Source organism: Edaphobacter bradus, assembly GCF_025685645.1.
GTDB classification, from domain to species: domain Bacteria; phylum Acidobacteriota; class Terriglobia; order Terriglobales; family Acidobacteriaceae; genus Edaphobacter; species Edaphobacter bradus.
Window position 1 is genome coordinate 910,991 of the sequence record NZ_JAGSYF010000001.1, and the last position, 17,321, is coordinate 928,311.

Here is a 17,321-nt window from a genome sequence, read left to right on the forward strand (position 1 = left end):
TCCTGTCTCATGGGGCCTGTGCTTCGATGTTCTGCTTCACTTCCGAAGCCAGCTTCAATTCCAGCGGAACCCCGTGGATCAGGTAGCGGTTCAGCGTCGAGGGGTCCTTCCAGTTAACCTGCCAGCCGTTTTCGATCGCCAGAAGGATGTACTGACCTGGGACGACCTCCGGAAGATCGAAGCTGCCGTCGGTGTTGGTTTGGTCACGCGCGAACAACGTGAGCGATGAAGGATCATCGAGCCCCGCTGGCACCAGGAGCACCATTGCCCCTACGACAGGTTTGCCGGCGATGCTTGCGATGCCGCTCACGGAGGCTCGTCCACGGGCGATGTGAAGAGTAAGGGTCGAGTCGCCATTGTGCACCTTGACGTAGCGCCCGGTCACCTCCGCAGACTGCGCGGTCATCCCGGTGAGATAGACACCTACGCGGCCAGCAAGCACCACCTCGTAACGTCCCGGTGGAATTTGCATGACACGCTCACTCGGATGATCCACCTGCTTGAGTCCACGTCCAGGTCTGCCACCTTCACCCCCGAAGCGCTGGTTCGACGCAAAGATTCTCTCTCCAGTCTCAGTGTTGATGAGCCCCACCTGGATTGCACTCTCCTCGTCTGCAACGCCGTCCAGGCGAATCGTAATGTTCGCGTCGGAGGACGGTTCGTTGAAATCGACCGTGTGGACTCCGCCTTCGGACACCTGCACCAATGCCGTCCGCGACTCCTGACCCTGCCCCTGCAAGCGAATCTGATAGAAGCCGGGGGCAAGACCTCCGATCTCCGTTTGCCCCTGCGGCGTGGTCGTAATGGAGACTGACCCGGTGGGCATTCTGTTGCCGGTTCCCGGATTGACGCGTTCCGCCAACGGAAAGACGGTGGTTCGCCCTTGCGACGTCGTGGAACTGGGTGGCGTGATCACCTGAAGGTGTATTGCGGGCACGGGAATCATGTGGAAGTCCGCCTCAGCGTTATCCCCAGGATGGAGTGCAAGCGTCTCCGCCTTGGAGGGGTCGTCGACGCCGGGATACCACGTCTCGGCATACGCTACATCGAGCGACGGATCGAGAGGACTTTGTAAGGTGGTTCCTGTGGTGGCAGAGATGTCACGACTCTGTTGCGGGTTGGAGGCGTACCAAGGCTTTGCATCCACCGATATTCGGTAGTTGCCTTGCGGCAGGTTCGCAAACTCATAGTAGCCGCGGTCGTCGGTCTGAGTCACCCCGTGGACGCTCATGGTATCCGGGGTGTTGTCGGGACTGGGTGGAGGAACCATCAGCAGAGACACGCTTGCGTTGCGCACGGCCTCGCCCGCATCATCGAGCACTGTGCCGGAGACGCTTGCCTCTGGCGAAAGGCGAAAGGTGAGATCGGTCGCCGGGGCCCGGTCCGTGAGGACAACGGCTGAGGAAAAACCCTCGTGCTCCTCATAAACCTGCGTCGCATATCCAGGAGCGGTCGCCGTAAGATGCCACGCGCCGGCCGAACTCACCGTGATGGAAAACCGCCCCCTGTCATCGGCGTCTACGCCCCCAGATTGGTTTGAGAACTGACGCTTTGTCGCCACTGTTCGTCGTCCTGTTGGAGAAGCCGTCAGATGGCAGTGAGCGACGGGCGAACCGTCCACGCTACTTACAACGACGCCGGTAATCCTGAACTGCGTTGGCGATTGCGCAGAAGCCGAAGTAGCGAGGAGCGCCGTTCCTATGAAGCAGAGCAGGGAAGACGGCCTCATGGCTTCAGCCCCGAGTCGGCAACGGCTTCCAGATTAAGCGTGGCCTTGTCGCCGACCTCTAGCATCAAGGTCTGAACGTAGGTTGAGAACCCCTCCAGTGCTTTCGGATCGCGGTAGTTGGCCGAGTGACGCGTCTCAAAGGCAATGGCGCGATAGGTACCGGGTGGCAGATGAAGAAAGCTGTAAGAGCCGTCGTTGGCGCTGCGGACGGTTAAGACCGTAGAGGCGCTGGGCCCGCTGGGAACAAGATAAAGGTAGCAGGCGGCGGGCACACCGTTGAGGCTAACGGTGCCATTCAACGCGCCAGTCTTGTCACTCACCGTTACACGGATCGTTGCCGCGCCGGCGCCGGGTGCTACCGTCATCTCCTGGGCTAGGAGGTCGGTCGTTCCGTAGCTGGCTGACTTCACGTACCAGGCCCCTGTGTTACGCGCCTGCAGGCGGTAGCTTCCAGGGGCCAGGCGGAAAGCCTGGGTTTTGTCCTGAAGTGTCGTGAGACCGGCGGACCCGGATTGGAAGCTATCCCCGGGGAGCGAGTCCTGCATCGACTCAAAGATGAGACCGAGTTGCTGGATGGCGGGCGACGCATTATCAGACGTCGCAGAGGGGTCGACCGCGAGATCTACAGGAATTGGTGCAACACGCGCCAGGCGCAACACTACGCCCGGCACGTCATGGTCTGTCACCGTCACTCGTGTCTCTCCATACTGAAGCCCATCGGAGTTATTGGTCGAAGCGATCAGGGTATAGCTTCCGCTCGGGAGTTCGAGCCGCATCTCGCCCGGACCTGAGGCACGGCCGTAACCTGCGACCGGGAATGAGAGCCCATTGCTCGAGCGCGCCGTGATCATCGGGAAGCCTCGTTCTGAGGTGGATTCGACCTCGGCTGTGATGCCATAGGTCCGGCTCATGGCGGGCCGAAGGTCAAAGTGCTGCTCAGTACCGCTCCCTGCGTGAATTAATCCTGAAGAGGTTGTTGTAGTATCTGCTGGAACTATCAGAGGCAAAACAGCTTCAGCAAAACTACTATTCCGTGGGCTATATCTGGTTTGGATCTTGTATTCGCCGGGCGGCACAGCGAGACGGAAGTTCCCATGGGAATCGGTAGAGGACTGCGACGACGCCATCCAGCGGTGGCTGGAGTCGTTGTAAGTGCTTCGAAGAGCACTTACAACGATTCGCGGCAGCGGAGTCCCATCCGGAGCCGTGATCGTCCCTGTCAACAGAGCCTCCGGGTACAGCCTCACCCGCAGCAAGGATGCGAGTTGGCCTGAGCTGATAAAGAGAGAGCCACCACCAAATGGGTCGGCAGATTGATAGAAGCCTGGTTTGGTGACCTGCAGGTTATTGGATTGATTGGCGGCAAACTGGGGAAACTCAAACTTGCCGTCGTGGTCGGTGAGGACAGCCCGGTCGTTCAGCCGGACCAGGGCACGAGCAACCGGTTGTCCAGTGGTCGCACTCACCACCTGACCAGTGACGGTCTCAGTGGTGGCGGTCGCCGTCGAAATTCCCGAAGTCCCAACCGATTGGACTTGTGCGATGGAAGACTGGGAGACAACGCCTAAGACCGATAGCGCGAGAAGGCACCGGCAACGGGTCAATCTAAGTATCGGCGACAAGCAGACACCTCAGCAGAGCAGATACAAGGATATTGACGATCTGGACCCGATATTAGTCAGAGATAGTGGACTCGGCCAGGTAGTACGTCCGATAACACATATTATGTATATCGCAAACCTTCGCATCGAACAGGTCTGCTTTCCAGCGTCCTTTCAAGTAAAACTGTGTCCACTACCCACCTTTGAAGCTCCATGAGAGAGCTCGCTTCCATGGAGCCGGAGGCTCCTCAGGCATACGGGGCGGGCAGGTTGTGGGCGAGGCGGTGCGCCCGCATCTCCCACTCCTGGTGGGTGAGGATGCGAAGTTCCCTGCGTGGCATGGCAAGGCAAGTAAGGATGAAGCCGGCGGTCTGGTCTTCGGCGAAATACGAGTCGGGATGGTCGTGCTCTACGATGCCTTCAAGCAGACGCGCGGCGCAGGTGAGGCAGCGGCCCTGGCGGCAGATGACGGGAAGGTTGATCCCGTGGTCGGCGGCGGCGTTGAGGATGTATTCGCTGGCGCCGCAATCGATGGAGCGGCGCTCTTCGGGCATTTCAAGGACGACCCGAAAGCTCCGCTCCTCAGTCATATTGGATTCGATGCGACAGATTTTATGGGTTATAGAACCGGCGGTTCTTGCTGTACGGCGCCTCGCCCGGCTCGCCGCGGCGGAAGTGTCCGGAGGGTATCGACTTGTGGTCGCGTTCGTGAGCAAGGAGCTCGATGAACCAGGCCTCGTGCTCGATCTCTTCATTGAGGATGCGCGCGGCGAGATCATAGGTGCGGGGATCTTTGCCGAAGGTCATGTCACAGACGGCGCTCCAGCTGCGGATGGCGCAACGCTCCGATTCGAGCAACAGGGTAAGGATGTTGACGACGGTGGGTGGGTCGGGGAGTTTGGCGGCGGCGCACCCGGCCTGATCGTGAAATGCCTTGAGATCGTTGGGCAGGTGTCCGCCGAGCTCGTAAATGCGCGGGACGATCAGTTCCCAGTGAGCACGATCTTCGAGCCGGGCATCTTCGCAGATCTCTTTGTAGTCTTCGTAACCGGCGAGGTTCATGCGGAGGATGGTGTAGTAGTAGTAGGTGCTGGCGAATTCCGCTGCCGCATTGGCGACGAGCATTTTGATGAGCTTCTCTACATCGACGCCACGAGCCCGGATGACTTCCACTCCGACGCGCTGCGTAACATCGCCCGGTTGCACTGTGCTTTGTGTTGCCATGGGAGTTGTCCTTTCCACAACTGGATTCTCTAGCTCACAAACGTTATGCGAATGTCAGGAATTGATGCACGAGACCCGGATATTTGCCTGTGGGGACTGACTGTCAAGCATCGCTTGAGCATTCTGAAATCAGGTAGCGCGGGATCAAGCGTGTCCCATGAAAAGCGCTCATATCTGCCCTCCAGCGGCCGCAATCGTAACAACGTTGGGCGGTCTTGAGAAGCGACGAGGCGATCAATCTAGCATGTTTCTCCTTGAAATGGGAAGGAGATCCCAATTTCATTGGAATGATCGCCTGCGCTTCCGCCTTCCTCTGACACCAGGCCGCTCAGCCAATGATGTGTAACTCCCCCTGAAGCCGTTCCCATGCGGTTTGCTACGATGGACTCGGCTGTCATGCGCATCGACCAAACCGCCTTTGGCGTCTTTCATCATTTTGAGTTGGCACGGCAGCTCCGGAGGCGCGGGCATCTTCGAAAGATTTACTCTTCCTGGCCCTGGACGCGGCTTCAGCGCGAGGGCCTGCCGCACGAACTGGTCGGGACGTTTCCGTGGATCCACACGCCGGAGATGCTTCTTCAGAGGCTTGGCATTCACAATCCCTGGCTGCTGGATCAGTTGAGTTACGCCAATGCGTTAGCCTTCGACGGCTGGACGCATGCGCGGACACGCCAGGCGGGGGCTCCGGATGCGTTGATCGGGCTTTCCGGCTCGAGCCTGAGGACCGGTCGATTCATTCAGTCCGAGGGCGGAAAATTCATCTGCGATCGCGGCTCCTCCCATCAACGCTGGCAGGAGCAGATCGTCTCGGAGGAGTATCAGCGCTGGGGGGTCGAAAGACAGGTTACGGATGTCCGCGACATTGTCCGAGAAGAACATATCTATGAGGTTGCCGACGCTATTTCGGTTCCCTCGAGCTTTGCCGCCCGCTCCTTCCTGGAGAGCGGCTTTCCCCAGGACAAGATTCACGTCATCCCCTATGGGGTGCGCCTTGAGCGATTCACTCGATCCGGCGAACCTCCGGCTGGCGGCTTCGAGGTACTCTTTGCTGGCTCGGTGGGACTGCGCAAGGGGGTTCCTTACCTGCTGGAGGCATTTGCCGCAGTGCAGCACAGCCGCAAGCGCCTGCGCATCGCTGGGGCGCTTCATCCGGACATGAAGACCGTCCTTGGCCGGCTCCCGCAGGATCAGGTTGAGCTACTCGGCGCAGTGGATCAGCAGCGTCTTGCCGGGTTGATGAGCACCAGCCACGTTATGGTTCTGCCCAGCATCGAAGAGGGGCTGGCGCTGGTCCAGGGGCAGGCTCTTGCGTGCGGCTGCCCGGTCCTCTGCTCGACAAACACCGGCGGCGAAGACCTGTTCACCGATGGGGTGGAGGGATTCATCGTGCCTGTGCGCGACGTAGCCGCTCTCACGGACCGGATGCAGCGGCTCGCAGACGATCCTGCTCTCCAGGCGAAGATGAGCGAAGCTGCTCTGCTGCGTGTCCGGTCGATTGGCGGGTGGAACGAGTACGGTGACCGCTGGGAGGCTCTGCTTTATAAGCTGACCGGCAGAGTGCCTTCAACCGGACCAGTGTCCAGTCCGCCTCCCACGAAGTGAACCACTTCGAGCCTATCGCCTTCGCTGAGTGGCGTCTCATGCCATCGGGCGCGGGCGGCAATCTCGCCGTTATGTTCTACGGCGACGCGGTCTGTTTTGAGGCCAAGCTCGGCGACGAGCTGTTCGATGGTCGCGGACTTCGAGAGTGCGTCGAAGGTACGGTTCTGGCCGTTGAGAAGAAGCGTAAGCGGCATACTGACTTAAGCCTAGCAGGAAGCTCGTGAAGAAATCTCAGCCATAGATCTTCAGGGCCTGGTCCATCACCCAGTCCTCAACACGCTTGCTGATCGCGACGTCCTGGACATAGTCTTCGAAGACCTCGCGGCTGAGCCGCATGAGGATATGGACGGCTTCAGTATCGGCCTTGCCGGACGACATCATGTATCGCCGGGACTCGACCAGATACTCTGCGGCGTGCCCCAGAGTGAGTAAGGTGCGTCCATGGTGTGTCTTTGTTCGCCGATGAATCGTCAGGTCGGGGTTACCAGCTGGCCTGACTGGCACCGCAGTGAACGGCAGTGAAACCTCGTTGCCGATGGGAGAAGTTAGATTGCCCATGAGGGCCGCAGTAGACATGGTCGGGAAATCCTCCGTCCTGCTTTTCATCGGCCTGGGGCTCCCGAACATTATGGGAAATAGGCTGGGATCACCGAGACACGGCAGCCGGTTTTGGGTTTAGCAAACCAACATGCTCAGGACAGGAGTTCGATTGTGGCCAGTTCCCTCTCATCGATGCATATAGCCCGGTTGAGGACGCAGGCCACTTCGCTTCTTCGCTCCGCGGTGGCAGGCTTTTTCGTTACGCAGATGGCCATGCCAGCGGGCTTATCGGCCCAGATGACGGCCCAGGCGAACGCGCCTGCCGTTGGCCTGCGGGAGAATGCGGCGGCTGGCGGGCCTCTGTCGAACGACGAGAGGATTCTGCACGTGCTCAACCGGTTCACGTACGGACCTCGTCCTGGGGACCTGGAGCGTGTCCGCGCCATGGGGCTCAGTGCGTGGTTCACGCAGCAGCTTTCGCCGCAGACGATCGACGACAGCGCGCTGGAGGCGAGGCTGTCTGCCTACCCTGCCATGCGGCTTCCCTTGGCTCAGCTCATGGAGATGTACCCGAATCAAGGCATGGTCCGCGCGACGATGAACGGGCGCATGGGCATCCCAAGTGGAGAGACCGAGAAGGCAATCTACAACGACCAGATGGCACGGCAGAAGGCGAAGAAGGACCGCAAGAACCAGGCCATAGCCGATGGCATCGCCCCTCTGCCCGCGGACCAGGTGCAGGCGGTTCTTGCTCTGCCACCGGATAAGCGCTTCTCCGCCCTGTGCAAGATGAAGCCGGCCGAGTTGCGAGGGCTTCGCCAGTCGCTGAACGAAGATCAGCGCCAGCATCTCACCGACGGATTCACCCCGCAGCAGATCGAATCTCTGGCTGCGTTTAACAGTCCACAGGCCGTCGTTGCCGCCGAAGACATACAGACCAAGCTCCTGCGCGATATCTACACCGAGCGGCAGTTGAACGAGCTTATGGTGGACTTCTGGCTGAATCACTTCAACGTGTATATGCGGAAGTCGCAGCAGGCGCCGTACTATATCGCGTCTTACGAGCGCGACGTGATTCGGCCTCGCGCGCTGGGTCAATTCGAGGACCTTCTTGTGGCTGTCGCCAGCAGCCCCGCGATGTTGAATTATCTGGATAATGCTTCGAGCATCGGGCCACATTCGGCGTTTGCGACCTGGCCACAGCGCGGATTCCGGAACCCCAACGCAAACAAGAAAGCAACCGGCCTGAATGAAAACTACGCGCGTGAACTGATGGAGTTGCACACAGTCGGCGTGAATGGCGGCTATACCCAGCATGACGTGACCGAAGTCGCCAAGGTGTTCACCGGCTGGACGATCGGAACCAGGCGGCCTGGGTCGCCGGAGGCAGTACTCGCCGAGTACGACTGGACCAAGCACGAGCCGGGGTCAAAGCAGGTTCTGGGGACGACGATCAAGGAGAGCGGCGAAAAAGAGGGGTTGCAGGTGCTGCACATGCTGGCGACCAGCCCAAAGACGGCGAGGTTTATCTCAACCAAGCTCGCCGTACGGTTCGTAAGCGACGATCCCCCACAGGCGATGGTGGATCGGATGGCAAAGACGTTTTTGAACACGAATGGAGACATTCGCCGGGTTCTGTTGGCTATGGTGAACTCGACAGAGTTCTTCGCTCCGCAAAGCTACCGGGCGAAGGTGAAGACCCCGCAGGAATTTGTGGCTTCGGCGGTGAGGGCCTCCGGAGTGGACGTTGAGAGTCCGGGCGCACTGGTGAACGTCGTGGCGGACCTGGGGATGCCGCTTTATGGAATGCAGACACCCAATGGGTACTCGATGAAGGCGGATGCCTGGAACAACACGGCGGCACTGGTAGAGCGAATGAACTTTGCCCTAGCCCTGGCATCGAACCGGGTCGCGGGCGTGATGACGAACTGGCCGGCGATGTTGGGTAATCCGAGCGAACCTCTAGGTCCGGAGGCCACCGCTGCGCTGCTCGAAGATAAATTGCTACATCAGGCGGTGAGCGAGCGGACAAAGCAGACCATTCTGACGCAGATTTCGAGTGACCGAGAGCAGCAGGAGGCTAGCTTGCGGCAAGTGGCGGTCAAGAATCGCAACCGCGATCCTCTGGCTATAGCGGGTGGCAGGCGACCGGAGGCTATGGCGACAGTCGATCCCACGACGGCGCTGGCCGCGGGACTTCTGTTCGGGTCGCCGGAGTTCCAACGGCGCTAGAAGTCATCTTTCAGAGGAACGCAGGGGCCAGAGATGGTGCAGCGGCCCATGGCCGTGTCCGACGGGGGACGCGGTGCGGAGGGCCTCGGTGACGTAGCGCTTTGCAGCTTCGGCGGCTGGACGGGGTTCGTCACCGAGGACGAGACGGCTGAGGATGGCGCTGGATAGAGTGCAGCCGGTGCCGTGGGTCGCCTTCGTGGCGATGTGCTTCCCGGGAAGCCAGGTCGCCTCGCCCGTCGCGCTGAGGAGCAGGTCGTCTGGTGGGTTGAGGTGGCCGCCAGTGGCCAGGACAGTAAGCCCGGGGTGGAGATGGTGGAGGGCGCGTGCTGCTGGGAGGAGATCTTCGCGTTGGGCGACAGAGTTGCTGGAGAGAAGGCCCAGTTCGGAGAGGTTCGGAGTAATCCAGTCAACGAGGGGGAGCAGGCGTTCGGTCAGGATGCCCAGGCCCTCGTGGGAGAGTAGTTCCCTGCCGGATGTGGAGCGCAGGACAGGGTCAAGGACAACCGGGATGCGGGGGTGGCGGCGTCGGACGGTAGCCAGATAGTCAGCGACTGCCTCGACGATGGGTGCAGAGGCCAGCATTCCGAGCTTGATGCCGGCTGGGGGCAGGTCGGACTCAAGGCAATCGAGCGTCTGGCGGACGATATCGGGGCTTACGGGGTGCGAGGACTGCACTTTAAGGGTCGACTGAACCGTCAGCGCGGTAATGCAGGAGGTCCCGAAGAGGCCATGTGCGGCGAAGACCATGAGGTCGGCGGTGACTCCCGCACCTGAGGAGGGGTCATAGCCGGCGATGGTGAGGACAGTTTTCGTCATTTAGGTTCTGAGGGCCTGGAAAGGGGCGACCGGGCTGAAACCAGCCGAAAAGTACCTTTCTTCAACTTTTTTGAAAAATAGCAGGATCGGCTTCGAAAGTCCTGTTTCGGGCGGAAGCTGGGCGAAAAACGATCAAAAACGGCCGAATATCGACATCTCCCCTCTGTTTTTTCTTTAGCACAACGGCAATGACCCGGCAAGCATCTTAAGAACGTAAACCTTTGATGTCGATTGACTTAGTCTTATTCTGCCGGAACAATAGTAGATGGAGTTTATGCCATGAAGATAATTCCTTCTCAGTTGCGAGGCCTTCGGGTTCGAACGATGAAAGGCGGAGTTGCTCTCGTGACACTGTCACTGACGCTTGGTCTGACGGCGTCGGCCAACGATTCTGTTCCTGAAGGCAAACAGCAGCAGTCACCACAGGCGAAGCGCCGCTGGTATCAAGTCGGCCTAGCGTCCTGGTACGGCAGGCACTTCCAGGGCAAGCCGACCGCAAACGGCGAGCCTTACGACATGAACGGGTTAACCTGCGCCCACCGAAGCCTTCCCCTCGGAAGCTGGATCCGAGTGACCAATCTGCGGAACCGGAAGTCGATCTTTGTCCGGGTCAATGACCGTGGTCCAGTTCCCGAAGAGCGTATTGTGGACCTCTCGTATGGAGCGGCCAGAGCGGTTGGACTGGCAGGCAGTGGGATCGGCAGGGTGAAGGTCGAGCCTCTGCGTCCCGAGGACAAGGAGATGGCCAGGGAGTTTGTTGCCCAGCTTCACCTGCCCTACATCCCTGCCTTCGGACGGTAGTTCTGACAATTTCAATCTCGGCATTTTGCAATTGCGAGGGGATCACGTTTTAGACTTGAAGGCGTGACCCCTTCGAACAATGATCTTGGTTCCCTGTCGAATGCCAAGGAACGTCTCGCGGTTGCGCTCGACTTCCCTGACGCCCGCGCTGCACTCGATCTTGTTGATCGGTTGGGAGATACCTGCCGCTGGCTGAAGGTCGGGATGGAGCTGTACTACGCCGCCGGCAATGAACTGGTGTCCGAGCTTCGCGAGCGCGGGTACAAGGTGTTCCTTGACCTGAAGCTGCACGATATTCCCAATACTGTGGCTGGTGGCGTTCGTTCCGCCACGACAGCGGGAGCGGAACTATTGACCGTCCATGCCGGAGGCGGTGCTGCGATGCTACGGGCGGCTGCCGGGGCAGCTGCCGGACCGGACGCTCCGCGCCTGCTGGCCGTTACGGTCCTGACAAGCATCGATGAGGACGAACTAAAGGGCGTTGGCGTGATGAGCCCTCCCGCTGAACAGGCGCTCCGGCTCGCGCGACTGGCCTGGAACTCCGGAATCCGGGGAATGGTTTGCTCGGCCGAGGAGGTTGGGATGCTCCGGCGAGAACTGGGGCCGGAGGCATACCTGGTAGTCCCAGGGATTCGTCCCGCTGGGAGCGCGACGGATGACCAACGACGAGTCGCAACAGCCTCGGAGGCGATTGCGGTGGGAGCCTCTATGCTCGTGGTCGGCAGGCCCATTACAAAGGCCACCGACCCTATCGGGGCAGCGCAGGCAATTCTTGCTGAGATCGCTGAGGCGGAGTCCGCCTCGCGATGATTCAACAAGGATTACCTGCAAGAAAACACAGTTAGCAGAAGGCCTTAAAGTAATCCAGCGAACGCCCCAGCCCTTCACGAAGCTTGATCTTGGGCTCCCATCCGAGCAGAGTGCGGGCCTTTTCAATGTCGGGGCGGCGGCGTGCGGGGTCGTCGATCGGAAGCGGGAGAGAGACGATCTCAGATTTGGAGCCAGTCACCGCCAGGACTTCGCGGGCGCATTCGAGGATTGTCCACTCCTCAGGGTTGCCGATGTTGACGGGAAGATGCTCGCAGGAGCGGGATAGCCGAAGAATTCCGTCAATGAGGTCGGAGACATAGCAGAAGCTGCGGGTTTGCGAGCCGTCGCCGTAGATGGTCAGGGGCTCTCCTCGGAGTGCCTGAATCATGAAGTTCGAGATCACTCGTCCGTCATTTGCCTGAAGGCGGGGACCGTAGGTGTTGAAAATGCGGACGATGCGAGTGTCGACGCCGTAGTAGCGGTGGTAAGCCATGACGGCAGCCTCGGAGAACCGCTTGGCTTCGTCGTAGACCGAACGCGGGCCGACGGGGTTGACATGCCCCCAGTAGGTCTCGACCTGGGGGTGCACCTCGGGGTCGCCGTAGCACTCCGAGGTGGAGGCGTGAAGATAGCCGGCTCCGTACTTGCGGGCGATGTCGAGAGTATTGACGGTTCCGGCTGAGCCGACGAGGAGTGTCTCTACACCGAGACGGGTGTAGTCAGTCGGGCTGGCTGGAGAGGCAAAGTTGAAGATGAAGTCGACTTTCCCGGGGTCAAAGGGACGAATGATGTCCTGCTCGATAAAGCTGAAACGTGGCTCACCGGAGAGGTGGGCCAGATTAGCGGTCTGGCCAGTGCAGAGGTTGTCAACACCAACGACAATATTTCCTTCGGCCAGCAGCGCATCACAGAGGTGCGATCCTAAGAAGCCTGCTGCCCCTGTGGCAAGTATTCTCTTCGACTCCATCTTCGCCTTTCTGAGTTATGGGTTGGTGTCTAGAACAGGGCGCGCTGTGCTGGTCTGGCGCGCATCTCTCTTCACAATCCTAGGGACTACCGAGGCTGAACCCTGGCCACGCCACTAATTACTGCGGGCGGATGGGGCGGAAATAGAAGCAAGATCACTCACTGGATGGGCCGGAGGCCGGCCGATGCTGAGATACGTGAACCCATTGCCGGACATGACCTGCGGATCATAGAGATTACGACCATCGATGACAATGGGATGACGAAGGGCCTGACTGAGCCGCTCAGGGTCGAGCTCGGCGAACTCCTGCCAGTCCGTGAGGATAAGGAGAGCATCGGCATCCTTGGCGGCGGTGTAGCAGTCCTCGACGTAACGCAGGCTGGGACCGGAGGGCAAGACCTCTTCAGTGCGTTTGATCGCGGCAGGATCGTATGCCGCAATGGAACAACCTTCCGCGAGCAGCATTCGTACGATCTCTACGGCAGGGGATTCGCGAATGTCGTCGGTCTCCCCTTTGAAGGCCAGCCCGAGGACGGCAAGCCTTTTGCCGCGGAGAGTCCAGAGCGCGGAGCGCACCTTGCTCATGAAGCGCTTCTTCTGCAGCACGTTGATCTTTTCCACCTCGCTGAGGAGGTTGAAGTCGATGCCAAGCTGCTCGGCAACCGAGCGGAAGGCAGCGACGTCTTTCGGAAAGCAGGAGCCGCCGTAGCCAATCCCGGGACGAAGGAAGCGCGGGCCGATGCGCCGATCGAGCCCCATGCCGCGTGCGACCTGTTCAACATCGGCATTGGTGGCCTCGCAGAGGTTGCCGACAGCATTGATAAAAGAGATCTTGAGCGCAAGGAAGGCATTCGAGGCGTGCTTGATGATCTCGGCGCTCTTGGTCGACGTCAGCAATAATGGGGGTGGCTGATCGACGTTACAGTGTCCCGAGATGGCGTCGGCGCGTGTGTAATACTCCCCTGTCGTGAGCGGGAGGTAGATATCCTCCAGGATGCCGGCTGCCCGCCCGCTGTCGGAGCCTACGACGATGCGGTCGGGGTGGAGGAAGTCAGCAACAGCAGTTCCCTCGCGAAGAAATTCGGGGTTGGAGACGACGTCGAATAGGTCCCGCGCGGCGCCATTCCGAGCCATGGCGCGGCTAATCCACTCGTTGGTGTAGACAGGCACGGTGCTCTTCTCGACGATGACCTTGTACGAGTTGAGCGAGCGGGCGATCTCGCAGGCAACCGCCTCGACGTAAGAAAGGTCGGTGTCGCCGTTCCCGCTCTGCGGGGTCCCGACGGCGATGAAGATCACGTCGGAAGAGCGCGTGGCATCAGAGAGATCGGTCGTGAACCGAACCCTCGTGTTGCCGTAACGATGGAGAAGTCCGGGGAGGAAGTTTTCGTGGATCAGCGTCTCTCCGCCCTGCAGAGCCCGGACCTTTCGCTCATCATTGTCGACGCAGATGACCTCGTGCCCCATCTCAGCAAAGCAGACGGCCGCCACAAGACCGACATACCCTGATCCAACCACAGCGATTCGAATGCTTTTTCCCATAGGTTCTGTTTGTGAGGCCAGCTAGACCAACTGCAAGTTCAAGGATATCTGACTTTTCGGTATTTCTGAATAACCGAAGTACCACAGACGATGCCTAGGTGATTCTGTATCTCGCGAAGCCGAATGGTCTAGTAGACTACCGAGAATGGGTTTTGAGATCTCGCAGACTCCGCCCGGTGTGGGCACTTCTGAACTGACTCCAGCCGGATTCAGCGCTGCATCGATGACCGACACGACGCTGTCGGAAGCGCTGATTACACTGCGCAAACGCCGCCTCGTTGTCCTGATATGTTTTCTGCTGGGGGTGCTCTACGGCCTCTATCAGGCGCTCACGCAACCGAAGGTCTATGAGGCGTTCGGGCGGATACAGGTCCGCTCTGGATCGTCGAACGAGTATCGCGTGAATGCGGTGCAGGCCTACTCAAACGATACGGCGTCGAGGATGCAGACCGAGGTCGCAATTCTTCAAAGCGACAGCCTGATGCTGACGGTCGCGCGGGACATGAACCTCTGCAATGACCATGTATTCCTGGGAGTCAAAGGACCGGTTCCTCACGCTTCGCTCGATGACCCGAAGGTACGGCAATCGACGACCCACCGTCTGCTGAGCAACCTGCACATTACGCTCGTTCCAAAGACCGATATCATCCGCATCAGTTATGACAGCGACAATCCGAAGCTGTCGGCCGATATTGTGAATAAGGTCATCTCAGCCTACATTCAGCGAAGCTTTGAGACACGTTTCGAATCAACAAAGAGAGTTTCTAACTGGCTCTCGGGCCAACTGGACGATCTGAAGCAGCAGGTGCAGACATCGCAGGAACAGATGATGGACCTGCAACGCCGCCTGGGGATCCTGGGCTTCGATCCAAATCATAATCAGATGAGCTCATCGCTCGAAGACCTCTCGAGGGCGGCGAATGAGGCCAAGCTGGCACGCATAATCGCGGAATCCCGGTACCGGATGCTGAGTGGAATGGACCCCAACACGATCGAGAACTCGATCGAGGCGACGCCGGGGACCACGCCAGCGGAACTGAACGCCCTCCGGACTCAGATTGCTACGGCAAGAGCCAACTACGCCCAGATGGAGTCGACGCTTGGGCCGAATCATCCGCAGGCCAAGGCGTTGAAGGCACAGATCGATGAACTCGCACGGGAGATTGATACCGAGCAACAGCGTCTTCTGCTGCAAGCCAAACAAAACTACCTTATCGCGCGGACGAATGAGCAGCAGACGAGTGGGGCACTGGAATCGCAGAAGTCAGATGCATACAAGCTGCGCGACGATCTTGTGGAATACACGCTGCGGCAACGGGAGTTCGAATCAAACCGCACCCTGTATGAAGGGCTCTTGCAACGCTTGCGTACCGCAGGGGTGCAGGCGGGGTTGGAGTCCCTGGAGATCGACGTAGTCGATCAGGCGATGGTGCCTTCCGACCCGATCCTCAAGCCCAAGTCCAGGATCGTCGTCACGATGACTATCTTTGGCTTGCTGGGCGGCATCGTTGTGGCCTTCCTGCTTGAGAGCCTCGACACAGGCCTTCGCCACGTCGCCGAGATTGAGAGCCTTACCGAGCTTCCTTCGCTGGCAATCATTCCACGTTCGCGGCGTTCGGCCACGGATGGTGACGCTACATGGTCCACTGCCCAGCGCAATATCACGGTACTGACGCAGCCGAAGTCTCAATTTGCTGAAGCCTTCCGCTCGCTGCGAACAGCGCTCCTGCTGTCGACGGCCGGCCATCCGCCGAAGTTCATTCTGTTTACCAGCGCTACGATGTCCGAGGGCAAGACAACCGCCGCAGCCAACCTTGCCTGCGTCCTCGCGCAAGGTGCTGCACGTATCCTGCTTATCGATGCTGACCTGCGCAGACCGGCCATTCACCACCGCTTCGGCCTGAATGGCAAGGTCGGCCTGACAACCTTGCTGACTGGGGCCACGACCCTGGAGCAATCCGTGCAGCACGTCCCAGAGATTCCTAATCTGGATGTCATGCCAAGTGGACCTATACCGCCATTTCCAACCGAGATGCTGAGCTCGCAGGCGATGAACGACCTGCTGATGCGTTGCGGCGATATCTATACCCATGTGGTCATCGATTCCCCGCCAATCCTGTCTGTCACGGATGGAGTCATTCTGTCTCGCGCGGCCGATGCCGTAGTCCTGGTCATCCGTCACGGTAAAGCGAGCAAACATGTCGTTCGGCGCACCAGGGATCTCCTGCTACGCGCCGGCGCGCCTGTAACAGGCATTGTGCTCAACGCGGTAGACATGAACTCTCCCGAGTACTACGGCTATTACGGCTATTCGGGATACTCCTATTCGGGCGTCGACTCCGAAAGTTGGGAGTCGCAGACAAAGGCGAAGGAGACCAAGGTATGAGGCATCGCCACCATCGGCTCCGTGCCAGCATTGAGGCTTCAAGTATCAGGGCTGGCAGACGCAGAATATGGACCGCGGCCACTTCCCTGCTCTCCGTGCTGCTGTTGATGAGTTGCGTGGCCCGGGCTCAGTTCAGCGGGCCTGCACTTGGAGCGTCCACGCCGGTAAATCGGTCCCTCACGCCAACGACCGACCAGGCAATCCTTTTTCCGCCATCGAGGGAGATACGCCTGGGGGCCGGAGACCTGATCGCTATCCATGTCTACGGTGAGACCGACTTCAGCCCGTCCGTGCGCGTGAGCATGGACGGGACCATTCAACTCCCATTGATCGGAACAGTTGCGGTTGACTCCCTCAGTCTCCACGAGGCCTCGAGACTGATCGCCCAGCGGTTGGTAAGCGCGGGGATGTACCGCAATCCGCAGGTCACGATCCAACTGATCGAATCTCCGAATCAGCTCGTCACGGTCACGGGCGAGCTCCATGGCATCGTCCCGATCACTGGTCAACGGCGTCTGTTCGATGTCCTGTCAGCAGCCGGAGGGCTGCCTCCAACCGCAAGCCACGTCATTATGATCAACCGCCCTGGGGTCGACCAGACGATTGTGATCGATATGGGAACAGACCCTGCCAAAAGCAATATGGCAAACGTCCCGGTCTTTGCCAGAGACACCATCGTCATCCCGAGAGTCGGAGTTGTCTACGTGCTGGGAGCCTTCAAGACCCAGGGAGCAATCCCGATCGTGCAGAACTCGCCGTTGACGCTGATGCAGGTCGCCTCGCTCTCAGGGGGCACGGGATTTGAAGGGAAATACAACGATCTCCGGTTGATCCGAACAGTTGGAACCGACCGAAAGGTGGTCAGGGTCGATATCAAGCGAGTGATCAACGGCAAGGATCCTGATCCAGTCCTGCAGGCAGACGATATCGTCTTCCTGCCGAACGACGCCATGAAGAGTGCAATCAAATCCGGTGGACTTGGAACACTGCTTGGCCTGGCTTCAATTCTTATCATCGCCATACGCCCTTAACTAAGACAGGTTCACACAACAGAATCTATCCATTAGACAG

The 17,321-nt window shown here is 59.4% G+C and carries 15 protein-coding genes; 6 read left to right on the plus strand and 9 right to left on the minus strand.

The window, feature by feature from the left end:
• Window positions 1–7 precede the first annotated feature (7 nt).
• The 4 genes from OHL16_RS03815 to dps all read right to left on the minus strand — a co-directional run bounded on the left by OHL16_RS03815 (window position 8) and on the right by dps (window position 4,554).
• Window positions 8–1,561 (minus strand): carboxypeptidase-like regulatory domain-containing protein, encoded by a 1,554-nt coding sequence (locus OHL16_RS03815; protein WP_396127130.1) that lies wholly within the window; start codon window positions 1,559–1,561, stop codon window positions 8–10.
• 164 nt (window positions 1,562–1,725) lie between these two features.
• Entirely contained in the window at window positions 1,726–3,333 is a 1,608-nt protein-coding gene (locus OHL16_RS03820) for a carboxypeptidase-like regulatory domain-containing protein (RefSeq protein ID WP_263365737.1), read from the minus strand.
• Between the two features lie 245 nt (window positions 3,334–3,578).
• Window positions 3,579–3,920 carry a 2Fe-2S iron-sulfur cluster-binding protein gene (locus OHL16_RS03825; RefSeq protein WP_263365738.1) on the minus strand — a complete coding sequence of 114 codons (342 nt, stop codon included), beginning with the start codon at window positions 3,918–3,920 and terminating at the stop codon, window positions 3,579–3,581.
• A gap of 22 nt (window positions 3,921–3,942) precedes the next feature.
• A complete protein-coding gene (dps, locus tag OHL16_RS03830; RefSeq protein ID WP_263365739.1) occupies window positions 3,943–4,554 on the minus strand; it encodes a DNA protection during starvation protein in 612 nt (203 codons plus the stop codon).
• Window positions 4,555–4,920: 366 nt separating this feature from the next.
• On the opposite strand from dps, the gene OHL16_RS03835 reads away from it, so the two are divergent.
• Complete coding sequence (locus tag OHL16_RS03835; RefSeq protein ID WP_263365740.1) at window positions 4,921–6,156, plus strand: glycosyltransferase family 4 protein; 1,236 nt, start codon at window positions 4,921–4,923, stop codon at window positions 6,154–6,156.
• On the opposite strand, the gene thiS is transcribed toward OHL16_RS03835, so the two are convergent.
• Window positions 6,093–6,350, minus strand: a complete 258-nt coding sequence (gene thiS, locus OHL16_RS03840) for a sulfur carrier protein ThiS (protein ID WP_263365741.1) — start codon at window positions 6,348–6,350, stop codon at window positions 6,093–6,095. The two genes, OHL16_RS03835 and thiS, sit on opposite strands and share 64 nt — an antisense overlap.
• Window positions 6,351–6,387: 37 nt before the next feature.
• Window positions 6,388–6,732 carry a hypothetical protein gene (locus tag OHL16_RS03845; protein WP_263365742.1) on the minus strand — a complete coding sequence of 115 codons (345 nt, stop codon included), beginning with the start codon at window positions 6,730–6,732 and terminating at the stop codon, window positions 6,388–6,390.
• 135 nt (window positions 6,733–6,867) lie between these two features.
• Here OHL16_RS03845 and OHL16_RS03850 point away from each other — a divergent pair, with 135 nt between their 5' ends.
• On the plus strand, window positions 6,868–8,928 hold the full coding sequence (locus OHL16_RS03850) for a DUF1800 domain-containing protein (protein WP_263365743.1): 2,061 nt from the start codon (window positions 6,868–6,870) through the stop codon (window positions 8,926–8,928).
• 3 nt (window positions 8,929–8,931) lie between these two features.
• On the opposite strand, the gene thiD is transcribed toward OHL16_RS03850, so the two are convergent.
• Window positions 8,932–9,744, minus strand: coding sequence for a bifunctional hydroxymethylpyrimidine kinase/phosphomethylpyrimidine kinase (gene thiD / locus OHL16_RS03855; RefSeq protein WP_263365744.1), 813 nt, complete (start codon window positions 9,742–9,744; stop codon window positions 8,932–8,934).
• A gap of 345 nt (window positions 9,745–10,089) precedes the next feature.
• Between thiD and OHL16_RS03860 the strand changes: the two genes are divergently transcribed.
• The gene (locus OHL16_RS03860; protein ID WP_263365745.1) at window positions 10,090–10,545 is read left to right on the plus strand and encodes a septal ring lytic transglycosylase RlpA family protein; all 456 of its coding nucleotides are present in this window, start codon (window positions 10,090–10,092) and stop codon (window positions 10,543–10,545) included.
• A gap of 63 nt (window positions 10,546–10,608) precedes the next feature.
• Window positions 10,609–11,355: an orotidine-5'-phosphate decarboxylase gene (pyrF, locus tag OHL16_RS03865; protein WP_263365746.1), complete on the plus strand. Its 747-nt coding sequence runs from the start codon at window positions 10,609–10,611 to the stop codon at window positions 11,353–11,355.
• A 31-nt stretch (window positions 11,356–11,386) separates the two neighbouring features.
• Here the strand turns inward: pyrF and OHL16_RS03870 are convergent, their stop codons facing one another.
• Complete coding sequence (locus OHL16_RS03870; RefSeq protein WP_263365747.1) at window positions 11,387–12,322, minus strand: UDP-glucuronic acid decarboxylase family protein; 936 nt, start codon at window positions 12,320–12,322, stop codon at window positions 11,387–11,389.
• A gap of 114 nt (window positions 12,323–12,436) precedes the next feature.
• Window positions 12,437–13,864 (minus strand): UDP-glucose dehydrogenase family protein, encoded by a 1,428-nt coding sequence (locus tag OHL16_RS03875; protein WP_263365748.1) that lies wholly within the window; start codon window positions 13,862–13,864, stop codon window positions 12,437–12,439.
• Window positions 13,865–14,009: 145 nt separating this feature from the next.
• Between OHL16_RS03875 and OHL16_RS03880 the strand changes: the two genes are divergently transcribed.
• Together OHL16_RS03880 and OHL16_RS03885 are read left to right on the plus strand one after the other, a co-directional pair.
• Window positions 14,010–16,250, plus strand: coding sequence for a GumC family protein (locus tag OHL16_RS03880; RefSeq protein WP_263365749.1), 2,241 nt, complete (start codon window positions 14,010–14,012; stop codon window positions 16,248–16,250).
• A complete protein-coding gene (locus OHL16_RS03885) occupies window positions 16,247–17,281 on the plus strand; it encodes a polysaccharide biosynthesis/export family protein (protein ID WP_263365750.1) in 1,035 nt (344 codons plus the stop codon). The genes OHL16_RS03880 and OHL16_RS03885 overlap by 4 nt, the downstream gene beginning before the upstream one ends.
• The last annotated feature ends 40 nt before the right edge of the window (window positions 17,282–17,321 follow it).